This is a genomic window from Bradyrhizobium sp. HKCCYLRH1030, from assembly GCF_051168395.1.
GTDB lineage: Bacteria > Pseudomonadota > Alphaproteobacteria > Rhizobiales > Xanthobacteraceae > Bradyrhizobium.
The window spans coordinates 26566-51753 of the sequence record NZ_JBNPUY010000009.1 but is presented as its reverse complement, the minus strand read 5'-3'; the positions used below and the strand labels follow the sequence as shown (position 1 = coordinate 51753).

The 25188-nt window shown below is 65.0% G+C and carries 21 protein-coding genes; 16 read left to right on the top strand and 5 right to left on the bottom strand.

The genetic code is table 11. The features are described 5' to 3' along the window. Window positions 1-5: 5 nt before the first annotated feature. Window positions 6-281 (top strand): DUF1467 family protein, encoded by a 276-nt coding sequence (locus ACQR1E_RS24645; RefSeq protein ID WP_315711565.1) that lies wholly within the window; start codon window positions 6-8, stop codon window positions 279-281. 101 nt (window positions 282-382) lie between these two features. Next, complete coding sequence (gene mtnK / locus ACQR1E_RS24640; RefSeq protein ID WP_410052224.1) at window positions 383-1684, top strand: S-methyl-5-thioribose kinase; 1302 nt, start codon at window positions 383-385, stop codon at window positions 1682-1684. A gap of 166 nt (window positions 1685-1850) precedes the next feature. Here mtnK and ACQR1E_RS24635 read toward each other — a convergent pair whose 3' ends face one another. From ACQR1E_RS24635 to ACQR1E_RS24625, 3 genes are read right to left on the bottom strand one after another with little or no spacing between them, the layout of a single operon-like run. After that, the gene (locus tag ACQR1E_RS24635) at window positions 1851-2888 is read right to left on the bottom strand and encodes an ABC transporter permease (protein ID WP_315711566.1); all 1038 of its coding nucleotides are present in this window, start codon (window positions 2886-2888) and stop codon (window positions 1851-1853) included. 10 nt (window positions 2889-2898) lie between these two features. Beyond that, window positions 2899-4404: a sugar ABC transporter ATP-binding protein gene (locus ACQR1E_RS24630; protein WP_434897671.1), complete on the bottom strand. Its 1506-nt coding sequence runs from the start codon at window positions 4402-4404 to the stop codon at window positions 2899-2901. Between the two features lie 11 nt (window positions 4405-4415). Continuing rightward, entirely contained in the window at window positions 4416-5438 is a 1023-nt protein-coding gene (locus ACQR1E_RS24625) for a sugar ABC transporter substrate-binding protein (RefSeq protein WP_315827164.1), read from the bottom strand. Between the two features lie 197 nt (window positions 5439-5635). Here ACQR1E_RS24625 and ACQR1E_RS24620 point away from each other — a divergent pair, with 197 nt between their 5' ends. The 10 genes from ACQR1E_RS24620 to ACQR1E_RS24575 all read left to right on the top strand — a co-directional run bounded on the left by ACQR1E_RS24620 (window position 5636) and on the right by ACQR1E_RS24575 (window position 16405). Next, complete coding sequence (locus tag ACQR1E_RS24620; protein ID WP_315750897.1) at window positions 5636-6481, top strand: metallophosphoesterase family protein; 846 nt, start codon at window positions 5636-5638, stop codon at window positions 6479-6481. Between the two features lie 544 nt (window positions 6482-7025). Next, window positions 7026-7391 carry a DUF2946 family protein gene (locus tag ACQR1E_RS24615; protein ID WP_315711572.1) on the top strand — a complete coding sequence of 122 codons (366 nt, stop codon included), beginning with the start codon at window positions 7026-7028 and terminating at the stop codon, window positions 7389-7391. A gap of 133 nt (window positions 7392-7524) precedes the next feature. After that, window positions 7525-8043: a copper chaperone PCu(A)C gene (locus tag ACQR1E_RS24610; protein ID WP_434897670.1), complete on the top strand. Its 519-nt coding sequence runs from the start codon at window positions 7525-7527 to the stop codon at window positions 8041-8043. Between the two features lie 53 nt (window positions 8044-8096). Further along, window positions 8097-8549, top strand: coding sequence for a DUF2946 family protein (locus tag ACQR1E_RS24605; protein ID WP_434897669.1), 453 nt, complete (start codon window positions 8097-8099; stop codon window positions 8547-8549). Window positions 8550-8640: 91 nt separating this feature from the next. Beyond that, window positions 8641-11046 (top strand): TonB-dependent receptor family protein, encoded by a 2406-nt coding sequence (locus tag ACQR1E_RS24600; RefSeq protein WP_434897668.1) that lies wholly within the window; start codon window positions 8641-8643, stop codon window positions 11044-11046. Window positions 11047-11054: 8 nt separating this feature from the next. Continuing rightward, window positions 11055-12281 (top strand): exo-alpha-sialidase, encoded by a 1227-nt coding sequence (locus ACQR1E_RS24595; protein WP_410052161.1) that lies wholly within the window; start codon window positions 11055-11057, stop codon window positions 12279-12281. Further along, the gene (locus ACQR1E_RS24590; protein WP_434897667.1) at window positions 12278-12775 is read left to right on the top strand and encodes a TlpA family protein disulfide reductase; all 498 of its coding nucleotides are present in this window, start codon (window positions 12278-12280) and stop codon (window positions 12773-12775) included. The genes ACQR1E_RS24595 and ACQR1E_RS24590 overlap by 4 nt, the downstream gene beginning before the upstream one ends. A 207-nt stretch (window positions 12776-12982) precedes the next feature. Next, window positions 12983-14317, top strand: coding sequence for a proline--tRNA ligase (gene proS, locus ACQR1E_RS24585; RefSeq protein ID WP_315750902.1), 1335 nt, complete (start codon window positions 12983-12985; stop codon window positions 14315-14317). Window positions 14318-14412: 95 nt separating this feature from the next. Beyond that, window positions 14413-15696: a lipoprotein-releasing ABC transporter permease subunit gene (locus ACQR1E_RS24580; RefSeq protein WP_315711581.1), complete on the top strand. Its 1284-nt coding sequence runs from the start codon at window positions 14413-14415 to the stop codon at window positions 15694-15696. 7 nt (window positions 15697-15703) lie between these two features. Next, the gene (locus ACQR1E_RS24575; RefSeq protein WP_315738246.1) at window positions 15704-16405 is read left to right on the top strand and encodes an ABC transporter ATP-binding protein; all 702 of its coding nucleotides are present in this window, start codon (window positions 15704-15706) and stop codon (window positions 16403-16405) included. 12 nt (window positions 16406-16417) lie between these two features. Here the strand turns inward: ACQR1E_RS24575 and ACQR1E_RS24570 are convergent, their stop codons facing one another. After that, the gene (locus ACQR1E_RS24570) at window positions 16418-17497 is read right to left on the bottom strand and encodes an alcohol dehydrogenase catalytic domain-containing protein (RefSeq protein WP_434897666.1); all 1080 of its coding nucleotides are present in this window, start codon (window positions 17495-17497) and stop codon (window positions 16418-16420) included. A gap of 140 nt (window positions 17498-17637) precedes the next feature. Between ACQR1E_RS24570 and ACQR1E_RS24565 the strand changes: the two genes are divergently transcribed. Both ACQR1E_RS24565 and ACQR1E_RS24560 read left to right on the top strand, forming a co-directional pair. Then, window positions 17638-18408, top strand: a complete 771-nt coding sequence (locus tag ACQR1E_RS24565) for a helix-turn-helix transcriptional regulator (RefSeq protein ID WP_434897665.1) — start codon at window positions 17638-17640, stop codon at window positions 18406-18408. 445 nt (window positions 18409-18853) lie between these two features. Next, window positions 18854-19627 (top strand): outer membrane protein, encoded by a 774-nt coding sequence (locus ACQR1E_RS24560; protein WP_315711586.1) that lies wholly within the window; start codon window positions 18854-18856, stop codon window positions 19625-19627. A gap of 106 nt (window positions 19628-19733) precedes the next feature. Here ACQR1E_RS24560 and ACQR1E_RS24555 read toward each other — a convergent pair whose 3' ends face one another. Continuing rightward, entirely contained in the window at window positions 19734-20069 is a 336-nt protein-coding gene (locus ACQR1E_RS24555; RefSeq protein ID WP_315711587.1) for a DUF3551 domain-containing protein, read from the bottom strand. 269 nt (window positions 20070-20338) lie between these two features. On the opposite strand from ACQR1E_RS24555, the gene ACQR1E_RS24550 reads away from it, so the two are divergent. Beyond that, the gene (locus ACQR1E_RS24550) at window positions 20339-21052 is read left to right on the top strand and encodes an outer membrane protein (protein ID WP_315750905.1); all 714 of its coding nucleotides are present in this window, start codon (window positions 20339-20341) and stop codon (window positions 21050-21052) included. 464 nt (window positions 21053-21516) lie between these two features. Beyond that, window positions 21517-25047 carry a DNA polymerase III subunit alpha gene (gene dnaE / locus ACQR1E_RS24545; RefSeq protein ID WP_316170123.1) on the top strand — a complete coding sequence of 1177 codons (3531 nt, stop codon included), beginning with the start codon at window positions 21517-21519 and terminating at the stop codon, window positions 25045-25047. Window positions 25048-25188 lie beyond the last annotated feature (141 nt).

Sequence of the window (25188 nt, the reverse complement as noted above, 5' to 3'; positions counted from 1 at the left end):
CGACCATGGCCTATACGATCTCCACCTGGCTCGCGATCTACTTCGTGATGTGGTGGGTCACGCTGTTCGTGACCCTGCCGTTCGGCATCCGCAGCCAGCACGAGTCCGGCGGAGGCCCGCTAGGCACCGACCCCGGTGCGCCGACGATCAGCCGAATGGGGCGGCGCCTGATCTGGACGACGCTGCTGTCGGCCGCGATCTTCGCCCTGTCACTCGTGGCCTATCAGGCCGGCTATCTCAGCGTTGAGCGGCTTTCGCGGCTGATGGGGATTCCGTTCTAGCCCCGCTCGCATCGCACAACGTTCTCTCGAAGCCGATGCGCGGACGTGCGTCGGCTTTTTTGCTATAGGAGGTCAAAACAAGACCGACAGGGAGGTTGCGCGTGATGACATCGGCCGAGGCCCGGAACGGGACGCAATCGGGCTATCGCATTCTGAACGAGGTTGATCTTCGAAACTATCTCGCGGGGATCCCTTCAGTTGCAGGGCAACTCGGCGGACCGGCCGAGCGCTGGTCAATCACCGAGGTCGGCGATGGCAACCTCAATCTGGTCTTCATCGTCAAGGGATCGTCCGGCGGTCTCGCGGTGAAGCAGGCGCTGCCTTACGTGCGGCTGGTCGGCGAGAGCTGGCCGCTGCCGCTGTCACGCGCCCACTATGAGCATCTGGCGCTGACGCATCAGAACCGCCTTGCCCCCGGCCTCGTGCCGGCCATCGTTCATCATGATCCGGCGCTGGCGCTGACGGCGATGGAGTTGCTGGAGCCGCACATCATCATGCGCAAGGGGCTGGTCGCGGGCACAACCTATCCGGCCTTCGTCGATCACATCACGACCTTCATGGCGCGGACGCTGTTCTTCTCGTCCGACCTCGCACTGTCTGCCGCCGAGAAGAAGGAGGCGATCGCAAGCTTTGCCGGCAATCATGCGCTGTGCAAGATCACCGAGGATTTGATCTTCACCGATCCCTATCGCATCGCCGAACAGAATCGCTGGACGTCACCGTGGCTCGACGCGACCGCGGCCGACATTCGCGGCGATCTCGATCTGCACGTCGCGATCTCCAGGCTCAAGCTGAAATTCCTGTCGTGTGCCGAGGCGCTGATCCATGGCGACCTGCACACCGGGTCGATCATGGTGACGGACACCGAGACCAAGGTGATCGACCCCGAATTCGCCTTCTACGGTCCGATGGGATTCGACGTCGGTGCGGTCCTCGCCAATCTGCTGATGGCCTATTTTGCGTCCGAAGGACACGAGCAGCGGGCGGGCGAGCGGGAGCACTTCGAGGGATGGGTGCTGGCGGCAGTCGATGAGGTCTGGAACGGTTTCGCGGACAAGTTCCTGGCGCTGTGGCGCAGCGAGGCGACCGGCGACGCGTATCCGCGGTCACTGTTTCCGGGTGAAGCGGGCGCCGCACGCCTGGAGACCGAGCGTCAGGCCTACGTGGCGAGATTGTTCCAGGACGCCATCGGTTTCACCGCAGCCAAGATCATTCGTCGCATCCTCGGCCTCGCTCACAACATCGATTTCGAACTGATCGAGGACGCCAAGCGGCGCGCGACCTGCGAGGTGCGGGCACTGCGGTTGGCACGGTCGCTGATGGTGGAGACGACGACGTTCACGACGATCGGGGCGGTGACGCGGGCTGCCCGCGAGTTGCGCCACTGGCAGCCGGGGCTTTAATTTCGTCGCCTCGTTTTTTTGCGTCGTTATGAGGAGCGAGTTGCGCTCGCAACGTCGCGGAAGAGCTCGTAGCCCGGATGAGCGAAGCGACATCCGGGTTTTCCGATACGGCTCGTGTGATCGCGGATGTCGCTTCCGGGCTACGGCAGCGCGCGTCGCAGCCCGCTCAATCCGCCGCCTTCGCCCGCAGCCGTTGGGCATAGACGTTGATCACCAGGGCGGCGAGCAGGATCAGGCCGCGGATCAGGATCTTCAGGAAACTGTCGATGTTGACGTGGTCGAGGCCGTTGTTGAGCACGCCGAGCACGAACAGGCCGACGATGGTGTTGCCGATGCCCCCGCGGCCGCCGAACAGGCTGGTGCCGCCGACCACGACGGCGGCGATCGAATCCAGCAGGTAGGTGTCGAACTCGTTCTGCTGCGCGCTGCCGAAATGCGCTACGCCGAGCATGCCGCCGATCCCCGAGCAGACGGCTGAGATCACCATCACGCTGCCGAGGATCAGCTTGACGTTCAGCCCCGAATACTCCGCCGCCTCGCGGTTGCCGCCGACCATGTAGACGTAGCGGCCGAACCGCGTGTAGGTCAGCACGAGGTGACCGAGCAACAGCATCAGGGCGGCCACGATCACGATCCAGGGCACCCCCGCCACGGAACTGGAGCCGAGCGTCGTGATGATGGGGGGAACCTTGTAGGCGATCTGGCCGCGCACCAGCATCGCCGAGATGCCGGCGGCGATCTGCATCATCGCGAGCGTCATGATGAAGGAGGGAATGCCGATCACGGTCAGGCCGAAGGCGTTGACCAGCCCGAGCAACGCGCACAGCGCCAGCGCGAGCAGGATGGCGACAAAACCGGGCATCGGCACGTTGGCGATGTTGACGTAGGACTCCTGCATCGTGAAGTAGGCAACGGCGATGCCGGTCACGTTGGCGATGGCGGCGATCGACAGGTCGATCTCGGCGCACAGGATCACGAAGGTGAGGCCGACCGCGATGATGCCGGTGACCGACACCTGGGTCAGGATGTTGCCGACGTTGTCGAGCGTGGCGAAGGACGGACTCGCGATCGCGAAGAACGCCGTGAGGAAGATCAAGGTCAGGAACGGCGCGATGTTGCGCATCTGCGAACGCAGCAGCGATGCGACCCCGCCTGCGCGCCGCGACGGCGCCTCCGGCATCGGAACGGTCTCGCCATGCGCCATGACAATCTCCCTACGCCGCCTCGAGCAGACGGTCTTTGCTGATGGTTTCGCCGGCAAATTCGCGCACGACCTCGCCGCGCTTGAGCACGATGACACGGTCGGCCATCGACAGCACGGTCTCCGGCTCGGTCGAGAGCACGATCACGGCGATGCCCTGGTCGCGCAGCTTCCGCACGATTCCGATGACGTCGCTCTTGGCGCCGACATCCATACCGCGGGTCGGCTCGCACAGCACGAGCAGCCGCGGCGGATGGCTCAGCCATTTGGCCAGCGCGACCTTCTGCTGGTTGCCGCCGGAGAGCAGGCCGAGGTCGATCTCGACATCCGCGGGCCTGATCTGCAACTGCTCGACCTGGCGCTTGGCGAGCGCGCGCTCGCGCGCCGGCTTCAACAGCACGGCGTTGATGCGGTCGAGGATGCTGATCGAGATGTTCTTGTAGACGGGCTCCTGCAGGAACAGCATGTCGCGCCGGCTCTCCGGCACGAAGGCGATGCCGGCGCGGCGCGCATCCGCCGTGCTCTTGAAGCGGTTGCGCTGGCCTGATACGCGCAGCTCGCCGGCGTCGGGCGCAAGCTTGCCGAACAGGATGCGCGCCAGCTCGAGCTGGCCGCAGCCCATGAAGCCGTAGATGCCGAGCACCTCGCCGGCACGCACGGCGAACGAGACGCGCTTCAGATTGCGCGCCAGCGACAGGCCCTCGGCTTCGACGACCACGGGCTTGTCGGCCGTCGGCGCGGGCAGGGTGATGTCGTGGGTGTAGCTGTCCTCCAGCGCATCGCGTCCCTTGCCGATCATGGCCTCGATCAGCGCGGCCTTGCTGGTGTCGGCGGCACGCGTCTCCATGATCTTGCGGCCGTTGCGGAACACCGTGACCTCGTCGGAGATCAGCAGGATGTCCTCGATGAAGTGTGAGATGAAGACGATGCCGGTGCCCTGCTCGCGCAGCTTGCGCAACGCCGCGAACAGCCGCTCGACCTCGGGCGGCGACAGCGCCGAGGTCGGCTCGTCCAGGATGATGATGCGCGCGCCGGAGAACAGCACCCGCGCGATCTCGATCAGCTGCTGAACGCCGATCGGCAGATCTCCCAGCCGGCTCATCGGATCGGCGTCGATGCCGAGCCGCTTGAGCTGCTCGGTGGCCTCGCGTGCCATGCGACGCCACTGCACGATGCCCAGCGCATTGGTCGGCTGGTTGCCGAGAAACACGTTCTCGGCCACGGTGAGGTCCGGCGCGACGCTGAGTTCCTGGTGCACCATCGCGATGCCGGCCGCGCGGGCGTCCCGCACGGAGCTGAAATGAACCTCGCGGCCGTCGAGCAGGAAACGGCCGGAGAAACCGGTGTGCACGCCGGCGATGATCTTCATCAGCGTGCTCTTGCCGGCGCCGTTCTCCCCGACGAGACCATGGATCTCGCCGGGGCGAAGAGTGAAGTCGACGCCGCGCAACGCGGTGACGCCGCCGAACGACTTGGTGATGTCCTGCAATTCCAGAAGAGGCGGGCGGCTGTTCGACATGGGGAGGGACTTCAGATCAGGAAGTGATCCTCCATCCATTGCATGCCGGCGGCATTGGCCTTGGTCACGACGGGTCCGTCGGTGATGACGTGCTTCGGAATGCCCTGGCCGCTCTTTTCGCCGGCGGTGACCGCGGCGACGCCCGCGACGATCGCGCCGCCATGGATGCGGCAGGACGGATTGCGCACGGTCGCGAACATGCGGCCCTCGCTGACCGCCTGGATCGCCGGCGGCATGGCGTCGACACCGCCGATCAGGATGTTGGTGCGGTTGCGCGCCTTCATGATGTTGTAGGCGGCGAGGGCCATGTCGTCATTGTGGAAGAACGCCGCGTCGATCTGCGGATATTTCGTGAGATAGGTCTCCCACAGCCGTGCCGCCTTCGACACGTCCCAGTCGGCCGGCTGCGTGTCCAGCACCTCGATGTTCGGAAACTGCTTGATCACCGAGTTGAAGCCCTTGGCGCGGCCCTGCGCGCCGGTGTGGCCGAGCGCGCCCTGCGTCATGATGATCTTGCCCTTGCCGCCCATCGCAGTCGCCAGAGCCTGCGTGACCGATGCGCCCATGAACTCGTTGTCGGGTGCGAGGAAGGAGTGGACGTTGATCTGATCGAGCGGCGCGATCAGCGTGTCCATGTCGATCACGGGAATGCCGGCATCGATCATCTTCTGCACCGGCTGAGTCAGGGTTCCGATGCCGAACGCCTGGATCGCGACGAAGTCCCACTTCTGGGACGCCATGTTGTCGATCGCGGCGCGCTGCTTCACCGCATCGAGTTGGCCGTCGAACCAGGTCACCTCGACATTGAGCAGCTTGCCCCACCATTCCGCAGCCTGCTTGCCCTGGGCGCACCAGGTCGCCTGCAAGCCGGCATTGGAGAAGGCTGCCTTGAGCGGCTTTTCGGAGCGGCCCATCTCGGCGGCCATCGCCGGAGTGATGCCAAAGCCGGCGAGAAGGGCCGCCGCAGAGCCCGCGGCCGTCGCCGCCTGGAGAAGATCGCGCCTCGTCGTGGACGTTTTTTTAGTGCCGGACATCCCGTGCTCCCTGTCCCATCGTTGTCCGGCGGCGTCATTGATCGCGCCGCCGAGAGCAGCAGTGTTTCACAACCCCATTGATCACGCCACAGCCGGATGTTGTGCGTTGCACCGAGCGACCTTCGCGCTGCACGCGCGATGTCAGAAAACCGTGATGCGCCCGTGGTACGCGGCAGCGCAGCTTTGGGAGAGAGCCTTTGGCAACGACGCGCATCGCCGTGATCGCCGACATCCATCACGGCCGGGATACGCCCACGAAGCGGGGATCGGTGGCGCTGCAATTGCTCGAGCGCTTCGTCACGGAAGTGAACGCCGAAGACATCGATGCGGTCATCGATCTTGGCGACCGGATTTCTGACGAAGATCCCGAGCGCGATCGGCTGCTGCAAAGCGATGTCGCGATGTGCTTCGCGAAGCTCGCACCGACGCATCATCACGTCAGTGGCAATCATGATGTCGCATTGCTCAGCCTCGCCGACAATGAAGCGATCCTCGATCGTCCGAGCGGATCGCGCGCGGTGATCGTCGGTGATGTCAGATGTGTGTTCTGGCAGCCCGACGTGAGTCTGACGCCGACGCGCGGCTTTCGCCTGTCCGCGAGCGATCTCGACGCGCTGGTCCAGCTGCTCGCTCAGGATGACCGGCCGACCTTGCTCGTCAGCCACGTGCCGTTGTCAGGACATGCTCAGACCGGCAACTACTACTTCGAAGCCAATCCGGGACACGCGGCCTATGCCGAGACCGACGCGATCCGCGCGGCGATCGCGGATGCGCCGTGCCCGATCGTCGGACTCGCCGGCCACGTTCATTGGAATACGCTGACAACGGTCGATGGCACACCGCATCTGACCTTGCAGTCGCTGACAGAGACGTTCATCTCGGGCGATCCAGCCGAAGCGGCGGGCATCCTCACGATCGGCGATGGTTCGTTGCGCTGGACCGTGACTGGCCGCGAACCGCTGTCGGTGACACTGCCATGGCCGAGGGCCAAGGCGCGGTGGTGCGCTCCGTTGTCGTGTTTTGCGACGGCTGCGATGGCCTGAGGTGATTGCGTGTTCAGACAGCGTTCATGCGGCCCGCGATACCGTCAGCGGGAAATATTGTGGCGCGCTGCGACGACTGCCAAAAAAATAGAGCAGGGCAGCGGGCCCTGCTCGGAAATTGTGTCGACCCTTTAGATATCCCGCAAGTTCAGATTTGATCTTGTTAAGCGGGGTGACGCTGCTTGTTGCGCGCCAGGGCTCCTCCCGAGACTTGGACCACCAGACTTCCGCAAGCGATAGCCTGAGGCCCGAATTCGTAGACGATCTTTTGGCGTTTGTCATCCTTTTCGGCAACGATTGTTCAAATTTCGCGCACTTCCTGAAATGATCGGTAAGTGCTTGCAATTGACGAGCTTTATTTTCGAGTCTTCTCGCGGTAGGTGCTGAATTACCTTGGAGGCTGGCGTCCCGCGAAGGCCCATCCGGGCGTAGCGGATTGTTCTTAATCAACGACCGCTGGCGAAATGTGCTGACTGTGCCCTGCGCGACCTCGACTCCGGGCGTTCGCTCGGGCACAACAATTCAGTTCATTTGGCAGGCTTTCATGCGGCAGCGGCTGCAGGCGTTTCTCCCGATCATGCTGATCGCACTGATGGTGCAGATCCTGGCGCCGATCGGCGTTGCCTGGGCGGCCGCGTCAGCCGTGGCTGATCCCTTGCACGGCCTCGAAATCTGCCACAGCCAGCCCGGTTCCCAGTCGGTGGACGACGAGTCGCCGGCCAAGCCCGCGCTCCACGGCTGTTCGCTGTGCTGCCTGGCGCAGCCGGTCACCCTGGATGGGCCGGAGCTGTCCGTCATCGCCACGCCGCAACGGGATTCGGGCGAGGTCGTGTGGCGGGCCGGTGATCCGGCCGGCCGGATGACCAAGGCCTTCTCGAACGCGCAGGCAAGGGCTCCGCCCGCAGCGTGACGCGCTGGCCGCTGTGCGGCCCTCATCTCCCAAATCGCAAGATTACGACCTGCGTTGTCTGCTCGGCCCTAGCCGTGCGGACACGCGCCAATCGATCAAGCTGGCGCATCGCCGCCAAGAAAAGGATAACGACATGACCTTCCTCGGACGCTCTCTGCTCGCATTCGCTCTCCTGTTGGGAGGATCTTCTGCCGCCTTCGCCGCGGACGTGAAGGCCGGTGACCTCGTCATCACCCAGCCATGGAGCCGCGCCACGCCGGGTGGCGCCAAGACGGGCGCCGGCTATCTGACCATCGAGAACAAGGGCAGCGCGCCGGACCGCCTCGTCGCGGTGACCGGCGATGTCGCCGGGCGAGTCGAGATTCACGAGATGGCCGTCACCAACGGCGTGATGACCATGCGTCCGCTCGACAAGGGAGTCACGATTGAGCCGGGCAAGACCGTCGCGCTGGCGCCGGGCGGCTATCACCTGATGCTGATGGATCTGAAGAGCCCGCTGAAGCAGGGCGACAAGCTGCCGGTCACGCTGGAGTTCGAGAAGGCCGGCAAGGTGTCCGTGACGCTCGAGGTGCAGGCGGTCGGCGCCAAGGGGCCGGGCGGAGAGGGCGGCAGCATGATGAAGCAGCACGATCATTCCGGCATGAAGATGTAGGCCGGGCGCCCCGCGACTCCGACGGAGGGCCGGTCTCGATGAAGCAACGGGTGTTGAACGCCGCCATGACAGCCGGTTCGCGCGCGAGCCGGCTGGTGGCGGCTGACCGTGCCCGACGTCCTGCCAATGTCCGTCAGAAGCTTGGCCGATATCTGCCGGTCGTGCTGCTAGCAATGCTGTTGCAGGTGCTGGCGCCAGTGGCGGCGTCCGCCCTGAGCGCCGCGACGATCGCGACGGCCGATCCGTTCGGCGGGATGGCGATCTGTCATGCCGAGACGGATGCGGCGCCCCCTGGTGGCGATACCGACCGCACCGCCTGCGGCCTTGACTGCGTCATGTGCTGCGTGCTGCACGCCGCCGCGGCGCTCGATACGCCGCCCGCGCCGTTCGATGCGGCTCCGCTGGGTCTGACGGCGTCCATCGTCTGGACGGCGCGCGAGCTCCGCCTCGTTCATCTGCTTGCCCGGGCACAGGCGCAACCAAGAGGACCTCCCTCCCTCTCCTGAGGACAGAAATCGTCATCGGCCGCAGCCGCGCGCCGATCCGTTTTGAATCAGGAAGACCGGCCGTGCAGAGCCGGCATCGGGGAAGTCAAACATGTTCCGTCGTCATGCCCTGGGTGGTGTGAGCGTGCTCGCACTGCAGCTCTTGCTGCTGCAATCGTCCACGATCGCGCGCGCCGAGACCGAGAAGGAATTGCCGTCCGTCACCGTCGACGCGCCGCGTGCCGCACCACAACGGGCCGTGCGCAAGCCGGTCACGCAGGCAACGTCCGTCCGCGCGCGCGCGCCAAAGCCGGCTGCCGCATCCGTGGTCAGCAGCTCCGGACAGGGAGGAGCGGTGTCCGACCGAGCCTCGGGTGCCGGCGCCGCCCGCAACCAGCTCAGCCAGTCGCCGACCGGCCAGACCGCGACCACGATCGACCGCAGCCGCTACGATGACCGGCCTGCGTTTTCCGTCGGCGACATCCTGCGCGAAAGCCCCGGCGTCTCGCTCAAGCAGGGCAACGGACCGCGCGACCTTGGCATCTCGATCCGCGGCTCCAATGCCCGCAACGGCTTCGGCATCCGCAACATCGTGCTGTTCGAGGACGGATTTCCAGTCACCCAGCCGGACGGGCTGTCGCGCAGCGACCTGATCGATCCCCACGCCTATGGTGCGGTCGACGTGATCCGCGGGCCGTCCTCGGCGCTCTACGGCAACTATGCGACCGGAGGCGCGATCAATTTCCGCACCCGCCCGGGCAGCAGCATCGACGGTGCGGAGATCGGCAGCGAAGGCGGCAGCTTCGGCTATCTCAGCAACTACATGACGTTCGGCAAGAAGGTCGGCAATTTCGAGGGCTCGTTGTTCACCAGCGACGTCCGCGGCGATGGCTATCTCGGCAACAGCTGGTTCAACACCCAGACCGTCAACTTCCTCGGCACCTACAAGGCGACGCCGGATGACCGCTTTACGGTCAAGATCATCAACAACGACCTGTTCACGCGGCTGCCAATCCGGTCGTCGCTGAATCAGTACTATCAGAACCCTTATCAGCAGGGCTGCGCGACGTGGACGACAGCAGCCGCGGGCTGCGGCAGCGTCACGTTGTTCAACAACGGGTTCAACAACTCGGCTGGAACTGACAAAGAGACGGCGCTGCAGGCCGGGCTCGGCCGCAACGACCGCCGCACCATCGTCGGCGGGCGCTGGGAGCACGATTTCGACAACAACACGACCTGGCGCAATCAGTTCGTGTTCGATGACCGCAACATCAGCCAGCCGACCGGGTCGACCAGCGCGGTCGGCGACTATCCGTCCTACAACTACATGAGCGACATCACCCGGCGGGGCGAGATCTTCGGCCTGGAATCGACCAGCTTCTTCGGCGCCTTCTACAATACGCTCACCGCGTCCGGAGACACGTTCAACGTCATGCCGGGCGGCAACGGCACGCTCGGCCGCTTGTCGACCAACCTTCTGAGCGAGACGACGAATTTCGGCGTGCGGGCGCGCGAGGAGCTCAAGCTGACGTCGGCCTTGACCGCGGTGGCCGGTCTCGGCTGGGAGCGCACCCACCTTCGCGGCGTGAACACGGCAGGGGGGACCGGGACGACGCTCACGACCGCGGACCGGCAGTTCGACAATCTCGCGCCCGAGTTTGCGCTGCTCTACAAGGTGAACAGCGACTGGCTGGTGCGGGCGCGCGTCGCATCGGGATATGGCACGCCGCAGGTCTCGAACCTGTTTGTGCTCCCGAGCGGCACAGCCGGAAACAACACCAATCTCGCCTCGCAAAGCAATCTCGGCTACGATTTGGGCTTTGACTGGACTCCCAACAAGTCGGTCACCCTGAGCGCAACCGGCTTCTACGAATTCTTCCGCAACGAGATCGTCAACCAGGCAACGCCGGTTGTCGGCGTGACCTATGCGTTCAACGCCCCGCGCTCGGAGCATCGCGGCGTCGAGCTGGCCGCCGACTGGAGATTCCTGCCCGGCTGGCGCTTCACGGCCGCCTACACCTATCTCGACGAGATTTATACCGACTATACGGAGAACCTGACCTCCACGACGGCGCCGACAAGCGGCACGGTCTTCCGCTTCAACCGCGCCGGCAACAAGATTCCAGGGATTTCCCCGAACGAGCTGACGGCCCGACTGGGGTATGATCACGCCAGCGGAAGGCTTGCAGGGCTGGGTGCCTTCGTCGAGGTCCAATGGAAGGATTCCTTCTATATGGACAACGCGAACCTGCTCAGGGCGTCCGGCTACGAGCTGGTCAACCTGAACGTCCACTACAGGACCGAGCTTGCGTCCGAAGCCTTCAAGTCGCTCAACGTCTTCTTCGAGGTCAGGAACGTGTTCGACCGCACCTATATTGCGTCGGCCAACAACATCGCGAACTCGGTCACGTCTGCAGGCGTTCAAAATCCCGCCAGCGTTCTGGCCAATACCACTGGCTCGATCTATGCCGGCTCACCGCGCGCCTTCGTCGCTGGCATGAAGGTGGCATTCCGATGAGGCACAACATGACAAGGACGCCATTGCTTCGAGGCTGCGTCGTCGGACTCGCCATGGCCCTGATGTGGCCGCTGTCCGTACAGGCCCAGATGGCGCACCAGCACGGATCGGAGGCAGCATGCGAGGGCACCGAGCTCCGATGCGCCACCAAGGTGACGCCGTTCTTCGCTGAAGACGGCAAGCTCTGGCTCGTCTGGATGGCCGGAGGACGGGTGTCGGTGGCGGGCTCGACCGACGGCGGGAAAACGTATTCCGCCGCCGTACCGGTCACCGAGCAGCAGCTCAATCTCGACTGGGGGCCCGATGCCCGTCCGAAGCTGGTGGTCGACGGCAAAGGCGTCATAGCGGTGGCGTTCTCGATCTTCCGCGACCAGGCGTTCAACGGGCAGGTGCTGTACTCCCGGTCGGATGATGGCGGCAAAAGCTTCGCGGCGCCTCGTCCCATCACGCCAAACAACGAAAGCCAGCGCTTCGAGGCGCTGGCGCTGGACCAGGACGGCACCGTCTTCGTGGCGTGGCTCGACAAGCGCAACCGGGTGCCGGCGAAGGCCGCCGGGCGCGCCTACGAGGGCGCGGGATTGTTCTTCTCATCATCGCGCGATGGCGGCGCCACCTATGCCGAAGCGACGCTGGCCCAGGACAACACCTGCGAATGTTGCCGGCTCGGCGTTGCCTTCGCGGGGCCGGGACGTCCGGTGGTGATGTTCCGCAATATCTTCGAAGGCAGCGTGCGCGACCACGCCGTGATCACCTTCAGCGACCTCGCCAAACCGGGCGAGGTCTACCGGGTCAGCACCGATGATTGGCAGATCAAGGCCTGCCCGCATCAGGGGCCGAGCCTGACCGTGTCGCCGGCGGGCACGTATCATGTCGCCTGGTTCACAAGCGGCAAGGTTCGCAAAGGGCTGTTCTACGCGCATTCGCGCGACGGTGGCCGGACGTTCTCGGAACCCATGGCGATCGGCCAGGCCGACCGCAATCCGACGCGGCCCTATGTGCTCGCGACCCAGGACAGCACGACGCTGGTGTGGAAGGAGTTCGACGGCGAGCGCACCACGGTGATGGGAATGCAATCGCGGGACGATGGCGAGACGTGGTCGAAGCCGCGCGCCCTTGCCAGCACGGACAATGCGTCGGATCACCCGCTGCTGGTCGCCCATGGCAGGCAGATCTTCCTGTCCTGGATGACCAAGTCTGATGGCTATCGGTTGCAGCCGATCGGAGATGAGTCATGAAACGCCCATTCGCCGCCCTTGCGATCTTTGGCTTCGTCGCCTTGACGGCGTCGAGCACCGCAGCACCGCCATCGCTCAAGCCGTTCGAGCGCGGCACCTGGCGCGAGGTGCTGCGGGCCCATGCGGGTCGTCCGACGCTGATCCATTTCTGGGGCGTCACCTGCGGCCCCTGCAAGATCGAGCTGCCGCAGCTCGGCAAGTTCATGTCCGATCATCCCGAGATCGACGTCGTCACCGTCAGCGCCGATTTGGTGCCGAACCTGAACGCTGCGACCCAGGCCATGCTGGACAAGGCCGGACTCACCACGGCGGAGAACTTCATCTTCAACGACGGATATATCGAGCGTCTCCGGTTCGAGATCGATCCGTCCTGGCAGGGTGATATCCCGCGCACGATACTCGTGACCCGCGAGGGCGCGGTCTCGACCATCGAAGGCAGCGCCGAGATCGGCGATCTCGACAAATGGTCCTCGGAGCAGGGGCGGGGGCACTAAGACGGCCGGGGCGCGGGGATCTTGCCCGGTCGCCCTGCGCGAGCCTCATCACGGCGACGTGCGCCGTTCATCCTCCACTTCAGCGGAACCGGTAAATTGATTGGGAATCCGGCGGCTTAGCCGCCTTTTTTCAAACCCAGCCTTGTGTTTTGCCGCCTGATCCGGTTTGACTGCGCCAGCTCGAACCGAATCTCGAAGGCCTCGCCCATGCGTCTGTCGCGGTTTTTCCTGCCCATTCTGAAAGAAAATCCGAAGGAAGCCGAGATCGTCTCGCACCGGTTGATGCTGCGCGCCGGCATGCTGCGGCAGGAGGCGGCCGGCATCTATGCCTGGCTGCCGCTGGGCTTCAAGGTGCTGAAGAAGATCGAGCAGATCGTGCGCGAGGAGCAGAACCGCGCCGGTGCGCTGGAGCTGTTGATGCCGACCCTGCAGCTCGCTGACCTCTGGCGCGAGAGCGGCCGCTACGATGCCTATGGCCCGGAGATGCTGCGTATCAGCGACCGCCACAAGCGTGAGTTGTTGTACGGGCCGACCAACGAGGAAATGATCACGGAAATCTTCCGTGCCTATGTGAAGTCCTACCGCAACCTGCCGCTCAATCTCTATCATATCCAATGGAAATTCCGCGACGAGCAGCGTCCGCGTTTCGGCGTGATGCGCGGCCGCGAGTTCCTGATGAAGGACGCCTATTCGTTCGACCTCGACGAGGCCGGCGCGCGGCGCGCCTACAACAGGATGTTCGTCGCGTACTTGCGCACCTTCGCGCGGATGGGCCTGAAGGGCATCCCGATGCGCGCCGAGACCGGTCCGATCGGCGGCGATCTCAGCCACGAATTCATCGTGCTCGCGGAGACCGGTGAATCCGGCGTCTACTGCGACCGCGACGTGCTCGACCTGCCGATCCCGCCGGCGTCCGTCGATTATGACGGCGACCTGACGCCGATCATCAAGCAATGGACGTCGCTCTATGCGGCGACCGAGGACGTCCATGACGCCGCCCGCTTCGAAGCCGAGGTGCCGGCTGAGCGGCGGGTCCATACCCGCGGCATCGAGGTCGGCCAGATCTTCTATTTCGGCACCAAATATTCCGAGCCGATGAAGGCGCTGGTCGCCGGCCCCGATGGGGCGGAGGTCACCATCCATGGCGGCTCCTACGGCGTCGGCGTGTCACGGCTGGCTGGTGCGATCATCGAGGCCTGTCACGACGAGGCCGGCATCAAATGGCCGGAGGAGGTCGCCCCGTTCCGCGCCGTCATCCTCAACCTGAAGCAGGGCGGTTCCGACACCGATGTCGCCTGCGAGCAGCTTTATCGCGATCTCCTCGCCAAGGGGGTCGACGTGCTTTACGACGACACCGAGCAGCGCGCCGGCGGCAAGTTCGCCACGGCGGACCTCATCGGCATCCCCTGGCAGATCATGGTTGGCCCCAAGAGCCTCGCCGAGGGCAAGGTCGAGGTGAAGACCCGCAGCGACGGCGCCCGCCAGATGATGTCCCCCGCGGACGTCGTGGCACGGCTCGGCGGCGGGACATTGGCTGGCTGAGACGCGCGTTCGATCATCGGATTATCCACCGGGGCTGCCCGTCCCCTTCAGGCCAATCCGGCCACATTCGGCCCGAATCATGGGATGATCGCACAATGGATGACGCCATGACCGAACCGGTGCAGACCACCACCCCCTTCGCTCCCTTCGAGTGGATGCTGTCGGGGCGCTATCTGCGCGCGCGCCGCAGGGAAGGGTTCATCTCCGTCATCGCGGGGTTCTCCTTCCTCGGCATCATGCTGGGCGTCGCCACCCTGATCATCGTGATGGCGGTGATGAACGGCTTCCGCAAGGAGCTGCTCGACAAGATCCTCGGTCTGAACGGGCATCTGCTGGTGCAGCCGCTGGAGTCGCCGCTCACCGACTGGAAGGACGTCTCCGAGCGGATCGCGCAGGTGCAGGGCATCCGACTTGCCGCGCCGGTGGTTGACGGACAGGGTCTGGGCTCGTCGCCATTCAATGCGTCAGGCGTGTTCATCCGCGGCATTCGCGCGCAGGACCTCACGAACCTGACGTCGATCGCCAAGAACATCAAGCAGGGTTCGCTGGAAGGTTTCGACGAAGGCCAGGGCGTCGCGATCGGCCGCCGGCTCGCGGACCAATTGTCGCTGCATGCCGGTGACAGCATCACCCTGGTCGCCCCGAAGGGCGCCGTGACGCCGATGGGCACCACGCCGCGCATCAAGCCCTACAAGATCGCGGCGGTGTTCGAGATCGGCATGTCGGAATACGACGCCAGCTTCGTCTTCATGCCGCTGGCCGAGGCGCAGGCCTATTTCAACCGCAACAACGACGTCACCGCGATCGAGATCTTCACCAGCAATCCCGACAAGGTGGAGGAGTTTCGCAAGACGGTCACCGAGGCGGCCGGCCGCCCGATCTTTCTCGTCGACTGGCGCCAGCGTAACTCGACCTTCTTCAATGCGCTGCAGGTCGAGCGTAACGTGATGTTCCTGATCCTGACCTTGATCGTGCTGGTCGCCGCGCTCAACATCGTTTCGGGACTGATCATGCTGGTCAAGGACAAGGGCCAGGACATCGCCGTGCTGCGGACCATGGGGGCTTCGCAGGGGGCGATCATGCGGATATTCCTGATCACCGGCGCCTCGATCGGGGTGGTCGGCACGCTCACCGGATTCGTCGTCGGCCTCCTGATCTCGATGAACATCGATTCGATCAGGAAGTTTTTGTCCTGGCTGACGAGCACCGATCTGTTTCCCAATGAACTCTATTTCCTGTCGAAGCTGCCGGCTGAGATCGATGCCGGCGAGACTGCGGCCGTTCTGATCATGGCCTTGACCCTGTCTTTCCTGGCTACGCTGTATCCATCCTGGCGCGCGGCCCGATTAGACCCGGTCGAAGCGCTTCGCTACGAGTGAGGCGCTGATGGAAGAGCAGGGGGCAGAGGATGTGCCGGTCGTTTATCTCCACGAGATCAAGCGGCGGTACATGCAGGGTGAGCAGCAACTGACCATTCTGGACGGCGCCAAGCTGGCGCTGTGGGCCGGTCAGTCGGTGGCGCTGGTGGCGCCGTCGGGCTCGGGCAAGTCGACATTGCTGCACATCGCGGGCCTCCTGGAGAGCCCCGACGAGGGCGAGGTCTATGTCGGAGGCGTGCCGACGTCGCAGTTGACCGACATCGAGCGCACCCAGATGCGCAGGACCGACATCGGTTTCGTCTACCAGTCGCACCGGCTGCTGCCGGAGTTCACGGCGCTGGAGAACGTGATGCTGCCGCAAATGATCCGCGGCTTGAAACGGTCCGAGACGGTGAAGCGGGCGACCGAGATCCTGGCTTATCTCGGGCTCGGCGAGCGCATCAAGCACCGCCCGGCCGAGCTTTCCGGCGGCGAGCAGCAACGCGTCGCGATCGCGCGTGCGGTCGCCAATGCGCCGCGTGCGCTGCTGGCGGACGAGCCGACCGGCAATCTCGATCCTGGTACCGCCGATCACGTCTTTCACGCGCTGATGCAGCTCGTGAAGGCCACGCGGGTCGCGATGCTGATCGCGACCCACAACATGGAGCTGGCCGGCCGCATGGACCGGCGCGTCTCCATCGTCGGCGGCAAGGTCGTCGAGCTCGACTGAGTCCGGCCGCAGTCAGGGCCTGATCACCGTCATCTTGAACGGCTCGCGATGGGCGGCGGCATGGGCGACCGCGTCGTTGGCATGGTCGAGGTCGAAACAGGTCGGCTCGAACTGCGCGAGGTCGAGCAGTCCGGCCCTGATCAGTCCCACCATCTTCACTGTCGCTGTCGGCGGGCACATCCAAACGCCGCGGATGGTGATGCAGTCGCGCATGATCCAGGGATAGGGCAGCTCGAGCCCGGGGCCGCCGAGCATGCCGACTCCGCCCATCAACACCACGCGCCCATAGGGACGTACGGTCATCAGGGCGGTCCGCACGACATTGGTCGTGACCGAGGGCGGCATGATGTCGAGCACGCAGTCGATCGGGCCGGGCGCGGCGCGCTTCATGCGCTCGGTGTCCTCGCTTTCATGGCCCGACAGCCTGACTGGATGGATGCGTGCGCCGAACCGGCGCTGGAGCTCGGCCAGCATGGCCTCGTTGCGACCGGGCGCCACGACCGCAGCGGCGCCCATGGCCAGCGCCACCGCGACTGCGGCGCTGCCGAACCTGCCGGTGGCGCCGCTGACCAGCACGGTCTCGCCCGCCTGCAGATTGGCGGCAAGAAAGCCGCCATAGGGCACGAGCAGGGTGCCGAGCGCGCACCACCGCGCCGCGTCGCGGGCATCGATGACACCGATCGGCTTGGCGTTCTCCGTTGGCAGCCGCATGCGCTCGGCGAACGAGCCGTGCCGGAAATGCCGTTGTAGCTTGAGCCCGCCCGGTCCGCGCGCGCTCAGGCCTTGCAGGGTTATGTCGGGGGCGAGCGCATTGTCACGTGAGCGCACCGTCGGATCGCAGAACACCCAGTCGCCAATCGCAAGATGCGTGGCATCGGGGCCGAGCGCGCTGACCCTGCCGATGCCGCTCGTTCCCGGGATGACCGGCAGTTCCAGCAGATATTTGCGTTCTCCGCTGAACACTTCATTCGCATAGGACAGCACGCCGGCTGCGGCGATGTCGACGATCACCTCGCCGGTGCCGAGCACGGGGTCTTCGACATGCTCGATCTCGAGCGGCGATCCAAATCGTTTGAGCACTGCGGCCTTCATGATCTTCTCCATTTTCGCGATGGCGAGGCACCAGTCTGCCGGTCTATCCTACGCGCAAGAAGGCCTGGTATTATCCTAGGGTTGAAGAAGCCCAGGCTGGGCGCACTGCCATCGGGGGCGAACCATGAGTGATCTCGGAGATGAGTGATCCAAGACATGCCGAACTCGGCAACTTCCTGCGCTCGCGGCGCGAGAAGCTGACGCCGCAGGCGGTCGGGCTCGCGGCCGGGCGGCGGCGACGCACCGCGGGGCTGCGGCGGGAGGAAGTGGCCGAGCTCGCCGGCATCGGTGTCGACTGGTACATCCGAATCGAGCAGGGCCGCGCCGTGAAGCCGTCCTCCTCGACCATCGATGCGCTGGCGCGCGCCCTGCGCCTGAGCCGAACCGAGCACGCTCATCTCAAGGCGCTGGTGCGCGATCCCGCGCGCAAGCCGTTCGTGCGCGAGCAGGTGCCGCTGCGACTGCGCGAACTCGTGCAGAGTCTGAACCAGCCGGCCTACATCTCCGGACGGCGGTGGGACGTGCTGGCCTGGAATGCCGCGGCAGACGAGATCTTCGGCTTCTCGCAACTCGCCGACGATGAGCGCAACACGTTGGTGCTGATGCTGTGCAAGCCCGGCGTGCGCCGGCTGTTCGGCGCGCAATGGAAGGAGCTGGCGCAACGCATGGTCGCGCAGTTTCGCGCGACCTATGATCTGTGGGCGGGCGATCCCGCCTTCGTCGATCTGATCGCGCGGCTGCGGCGCGGCAGCCGCGAGTTCGATGGCCTGTGGGCGGCGCACGACGTCAATGCGCTTGCTGCCGGCGAGAAGCTGCTCGAGCATCCGAAGAAGGGCCGCGTGAGGCTGCGATACGCGACGTTCCAGTCCAACGACGATCCCGCGCTGAAGTTGGCGATCTACTGCACGTGATGACGATGCGGCTCCGGACGAGCGTGCATTCCGCGTCGGCCGGGAAGCACCACACATTCGTCCGCTTTGCGCATGATGATGCTACGCATTCGCAAGACTCGTCGTGCTGCCCTGAAGAATTCACGACTGAGACGTGACAGGGGTCGTTCCGTGACCGGGAGTTTCCCGATCACGATTTTGCCGTCGCTCGCATTGTGGCCATGGATGGACGCCGGCCACGACTCCTCCTTACATCTTATTAGTTGTTTGTTCATGTTGCCGGCAAAGCCTTGAAAAACAGGCCTTTGCGTCCAATCCCATAAAAGCCGGAAAGAATGGTTCTGATCTGCACATCGGTTGATGTCGGCGGAGCGAATGCGGGTGGCATAGTCGCTTCGTCGCGCTGCATGTTTTTCGCACGGAACCAGGGGGCCTGGGGACTTTGGGACAGAAGCTACGGAGTTCGATGATGAAGACGCTTTTCGGCGCAACGGTGGGGCTCGGCGCAATCGCCGCGGCGACGTCTGCATTCGCAGCTGATCTTCCAATGAAGAAGGGGCCGTACACCAAGGCGCCGCCCGCCGTCGTGGCGACGGTGTATGACTGGAGCGGCTTCTATGTCGGCTTCAACGCCGGCGGAGGTTCCAGCCGGGATTGCTGGAATCTGGTTTCGAACGCCGGTGTGGCGGTGAACCCAGCAGCCAACCGCGAAGGTTGCTCCGGCGGCGGCGGCGCGGCCGTCGGCGGCCAGGTCGGCTACCGCTATCAGATGGCCAACTGGGTGTTCGGCGTCGAGGCGCAGGGCGACTGGGCGAATTTCAAAGGCACGAATCGCAACCTGATTCTTCCCAATGTCAGCGACCGTTCACGCACCAACGGCTTCGGCCTGTTCACCGGCCAGGTCGGCTATGCCTTCGACAACATTCTCGGCTATATCAAGGGCGGTGCCGCGGTCGTCGGCGATCGCTACGACACCTTCACCACGGGCACCAACGTGATGCTCGATCGCGCCAACACGACGCGTTGGGGCGGTACGATCGGTGCCGGCCTCGAATATGGCTTTGCGCCGAACTGGTCGGTCGGCGTCGAGTACGACCACATCTTCCTGGGCAACAAGAACCTGAACTTCGTCGCCGCGGCCGGCGCGCCCGCGATGACTCATCGCATCAAGCAGGACGTCGACATCGGGCTCGTGAAGCTGAACTACAAGTTCGGCCCGGGTTTCGGGATGATGCGCTGACGCAACGTCACCCTTGATTGCTCCGGTTCGTCGAAGCCGCGGCTTCGACGAACCTTCGATGGTATGGCCTGAGACGGCGGCTCGCTGCGTCGAAGGCGGGGACGGGTCAGTCCTCTTCGAACACGAACGGGTTGGGGAACGGCGCGTAGGGATTCGGCGCCGGCGGACGCGGCCTGATCCGCTGCCTGTGCGGATACGGATAGGGCGTCGCGCGCGGGTCATTGCTGACACCGGCGAAATAGGGGTTCGCGATGCAGTTCAGCAGGCGTCCCGACGCCGTCGCCTGGCATTGCGCGTAAGTGTCGAAGGTGCAGTGGCTCAAGCCCGGAAACTCATCACCCTGCAGACAGAACGCATGCCTGACACCGACGGCGTGAGCCGGCGCATGGGTTGCGACCACGAGGCCGGCTGCAGCCAGGGCCGCAAATAAAACCTCACGCATCAACGATCTCCCTTCATCCCTTGATGACCAGAACGCGCGCGCTTCATGGCGAAGCGCCGGCGCGACGGCCCTCACGCGTGTGTAGTCGGTCGGCCCTCGATTGCAAGCTGGAAAGTTCCATCAACACACTGTGATTAAAGATTAATTTCCTAACATGTCTCGTGGCCTTTCAGCAGCGAGCTGTGACTGAGCGGCTACAGCAATTGTGGCGCAGATCGGTAAGAGGTGCGGCTGGCCTGGGGGCCAAATGAGACGAGACTGGACCTGTGATGAAGAAACTTCTGTTGACGACGACGGCGCTCGTGGTGCTGGCCTCGCCGGCGCTTGCCGCGGATCTCGCTGCGCGTCCCTACACGAAGGCACCGCCGCCGGTGATGGCTGCGATCTATGACTGGAGCGGCTTCTACATCGGCGCGAACGGTGGCGGCGGCTGGAGCGAGAACACCTGGGATCTGGTCGGCGGCGGCCGCGAGGGTTCGCATGATGCATCCGGCGGCACCGTCGGTGGCCAGGTCGGCTATCGCTGGCAGATGGGCCAGATCGTGTTCGGCGTTGAGGCGCAGGGCAACTGGGCCGACCTCACCGGCGACAATCAGAGCGCGCTGTTCGGAACGCGTAACCGCACCAAGACCGATGCGTTCGGCCTGTTCACCGGCCAGGTCGGCTACGCCATCAACAACGTGCTGCTCTACGCCAAGGGCGGCGCGGCCGTGACCAGCAACAAGTACACGATCACCAACGCGGCGACCGGCGCGTTCCTCGCCTCCAACGACGACACGCGCTGGGGCGGCGTGGTCGGTGCCGGCGTCGAATACGGCTTTGCGCCGAACTGGTCGCTGGGCGTCGAGTACGACCATCTGTTCATGGACCGCCAGACCGTCAGCTTCGGCGCGCTCGGCTCCGACAGCATCAAGCAGGACGTCGATCTGTTCACCGCCCGCCTGAACTACCGCTTCGGCGGCCCGGTCGCGACGCGGTACTGAGTCGATCCTCGCTCGATCGGCGGATTGGAAAGCCCCGGCGTTCGCGCCGGGGCTTTTTGTTTGCGGAGGCGGGTTAACCATTTGCTGTGCCGGCGCGGCGATGATCCGATCAGCGCGCTTGACCTGAGAACAGAAAAGGAACATTGTTCTTCATATGTTCTGACTCAGGGAGGTCCCGATGCTGAAGGTTTTCGTTCAAGAAGCCGCCACGCTGGCGTCGATCACGCTGTTCGTCGGCATGATCGCGCTCTGGGCGCAAATCATTCCACAGCTTTAGTTTTCCGAGCGCAGCGGCTGGGGACAAGGCAGGCGAGGGCGCCGGACTCGCCGGAGGTCGTCCGATATGATGCGGAGCGAGTCGGTCGGGGTCTAGGGTCATGGCGGTTCATGACTTCGAGCCGAGCCCAAGGCTTGGCCCCGCACCGTGATCTCGGAACAAGCCCCAGGGAAGCTGCAAGGCGAGCATGTCCAGCGCCGGATTCGTCCATCTCCACGTCCATTCCGCCTATTCGCTGCTGAAGGGCTCGATCAAGATCGGCAAGCTCGGCGAACTCGCCAAGGCCGACCGTCAGCCGGCGCTGGCGCTGACCGACACCGACAACATGTTCGGTGCGCTCGAATTCTCCGACAAGATGGCGAGCTATGGCATCCAGCCGATTGCCGGCTGCGAGCTCGCCATCGATTTCGGCGACATGGACCCGAATGCCCGCAATGCCGGCGCGGTCGCGCAGCCCTCGCGAATCGTCCTGCTCGCCGCACGCGAGGAGGGCTACCGCCACCTGATGCGGCTGAACTCGCGCGCCTTCCTGGAGACGCCGACGCACCAGGCGCCGCACATCAAGTTCGAGTGGCTGAACGAGGGTGTCGATGGTCTGATCGCGCTCACGGGCGGGCCCGATGGCCCGATCTCGCTCGCGATCCAGCACGACATGGCGGCACTTGCGACGCAGCGCTGCGAGCGGCTGGCAAGCCTGTTCGGCGACCGCCTCTACATCGAGCTGCAGCGCCACGGCGTCGACCGCGAGCGCCGCGTCGAAGGCGGCCTGATCGATATCGCCTATGGCAAGGGCCTGCCGCTGGTCGCGACCAACGAGCCGTATTTCGCGACCGCCGACGACTACGAGGCGCATGATGCGCTGCTGTGCATCGCCGGCGGCCATCTGATCGCCGACACCGAGCGCGTGCAGCTGACGCCGGATCACCGCTTCAAGACCCGTGCCGAGATGGCGGTGCTGTTCGCCGACCTTCCGGAGGCCTTGGCCTCGACGATCGAGATCGCCGAGCGCTGTTCGTACCGGCCGCGGACGCGCAAGCCGATCCTGCCGTTCTTCACGGTCGGCGCCGGCACCGGCAGCGATGCCGTGGACGCCGCCAGCGCCGAGGCCGCCGAGCTGAAGCGACAGGCGGAGGAGGGTCTGGAGCGGCGCCTCAAGGTGCACGGCATGGCGCCGGGCATGACCGAGGAGGACTATCAGAAGCGGCTCGCCTTTGAGCTCGACGTCATCATGCGCATGAAGTACGCGGGCTACTTCCTGATCGTGTCGGACTTCATCAAATGGGCCAAGGCGCACGGCATCCCGGTGGGACCGGGGCGCGGCTCCGGTGCAGGCTCGCTGGTCGCCTGGGTCTTGACCATCACCGACCTCGACCCGATGCGGTTCGCGCTGCTGTTCGAGCGCTTCCTCAATCCCGAGCGCGTCTCGATGCCGGACTTCGACATCGACTTCTGCCAGGACCGCCGCGGCGAGGTGATCTCCTACGTGCAGCAGCGCTACGGCCGCGACCAGGTGGCGCAGATCATCACCTTCGGCACGCTGCAGGCGCGCGGCGTGCTGCGCGACGTCGGCCGCGTGCTGCAGATGCCCTACGGGCAGGTCGACAAGCTCACCAAGCTGGTGCCGCAGAATCCGGCCGCGCCGGTGACGCTCGCCGCCGCGATCGAGGGCGAGCCGAAGCTGCAGGCCTTCCGCGACGAGGACCCGGTGGTGGCGCGCGCCTTCGACATCGCGATGCGCCTCGAAGGCCTGACGCGGCATGCCTCGACCCACGCCGCCGGCATCGTCATCGGCGACCGGCCGCTGAGCGAGCTGGTGCCGATGTATCGCGATCCAAAATCGGACATGCCGGTCACCCAGTTCAACATGAAGTGGGTCGAGCCCGCCGGCCTCGTCAAGTTCGACTTCCTCGGCCTGAAGACGCTGACCGTGCTCGACGTCGCCGTGAAGCTGCTGAAGCAGCGCGACGTCCACGTCGATCTCGCGACCCTGCCGATCGACGACGCGCCGAGCTATCAGATGCTGGCGCGGGGCGACGTGGTCGGCGTGTTCCAGGTTGAAAGCCAGGGCATGCGGCGGGCGCTGATCGACATGCGCCCGGACCGCTTCGAGGACATCATCGCGCTGGTGGCGCTGTATCGTCCCGGTCCGATGGCCAACATTCCGACCTACTGCGCCCGCAAGCACGGCGAGGAGGAGCCGGAATATCTGCACCCGATCCTGGAGCCGATCCTGAAGGAGACCTTCGGCGTCATCATCTACCAGGAGCAGGTGATGCAGGTCGCGCAGCAGATGTCCGGCTATTCGCTCGGCGAAGCCGATCTCCTGCGGCGCGCCATGGGCAAGAAGATCCGCGCCGAGATGGACAAGCAGCGCGTACGCTTCGTCGAAGGCGCCGTCAAGAACGGCGTGCCGAAGGACCAGGCCGACACGATCTTCGACCTGCTCGCCAAATTCGCCGACTACGGCTTCAACAAGTCGCACGCGGCCGCCTATGCGCTGGTGTCCTACCACACCGCCTACATGAAGGCGCATTATCCGGTGGAGTTCATCGCGGCGTCGATGACGCTCGATCTCAACAACACCGACAAGCTCTCGGAATTTCGTGCCGAGGCGCAGCGCCTCGGCATCAAGGTCGAGCCGCCGTCGATCAACCGCTCGGGGCCGACCTTCGAGGTCAGCGGCAACACCATCTTCTACGCGCTCGCGGCGTTGAAAGGCGTCGGCCCGCAGGCGATCGAGATGATCGTCGAGGCCCGCAACAAGGGCGGCCCGTTCACCTCGCTCGCCGACTTCGCCTCTCGCGTCAATCCGCGCGCGATCAACAAGCGCATCATCGAGACGTTGGCGGCGGCCGGTGCGTTCGACGTGCTCGACAAGAACCGCGCCCGCGTGTTCGCCGGCGCGGACGCGATCGTCGCCGCCTGCCAGCGCGCGCACGAGGCCGCCACCTCCGGCCAGAACGACATGTTCGGCAACGCCGCCGATGCGCCCGCGATCATCCTGCCGAACATCGAGAACTGGCTGCCGGCCGAGCGTCTGCGGCGCGAATATGATGCGATCGGCTTCTTCCTGTCGGGCCATCCGCTCGACGACTACGCGGCGGCGCTGAAGCGCCTGCGCGTGCAGAGCTGGGCCGAGTTTTCGCGTGCGGTGAAGACCGGCGCGACCGCGGGCAAGGTTGCCGCCACCGTGGTGTCGCGCATGGAGCGGCGCACCAAGACCGGCAACAAGATGGGCATCATGGGTCTGTCGGATCCGACCGGCCATTTCGAGGCCGTGCTGTTCTCTGAGGGCCTCGCACAATATCGCGACGTGCTCGAGCCGGGCGCGGCGGTGCTGCTGCAGCTCGGCGCCGAGCTGCAGGGCGAGGATGTCCGCGCGCGGGTGCTGCATGCCGAGCCGCTCGATGATGCCGCCGCCAAGACGCAGCGCGGATTGCGCATCTTCCTGCGCGACACCAAGCCGCTCGATTCCATCGTCAAGCGCCTGCAGGGGCCGGAAGGTGCCGCGGTCAATGGCAACGGGGCGATCGCCAAGAGCGCCGCGCCGCCGTTGGCGCCCCGCACCGCAGCAGGCGAAGGCGAGGTGTCGCTGGTCATGATGCTGGACCTCGAAACCGAGGTCGAGATGAAGCTGCCGGGGCGCTTCAAGGTTTCGCCACAAATCGCAGGTGCCATCAAGGCGGTGACCGGCGTGGTCGACGTGCAGCAGCTGTAATCGAGGCGATCGTTCCGCTGGAGCGGCTGCGTCCGGCGATCTTGCTGGTCGAACGGGGGGACGAGGAACAAAAAAGCTGCGCGTGGGCTGTACGGACATGCCTCCGTTCAACCGCGGTTCAGCCATTCTCCCGCTGAATCC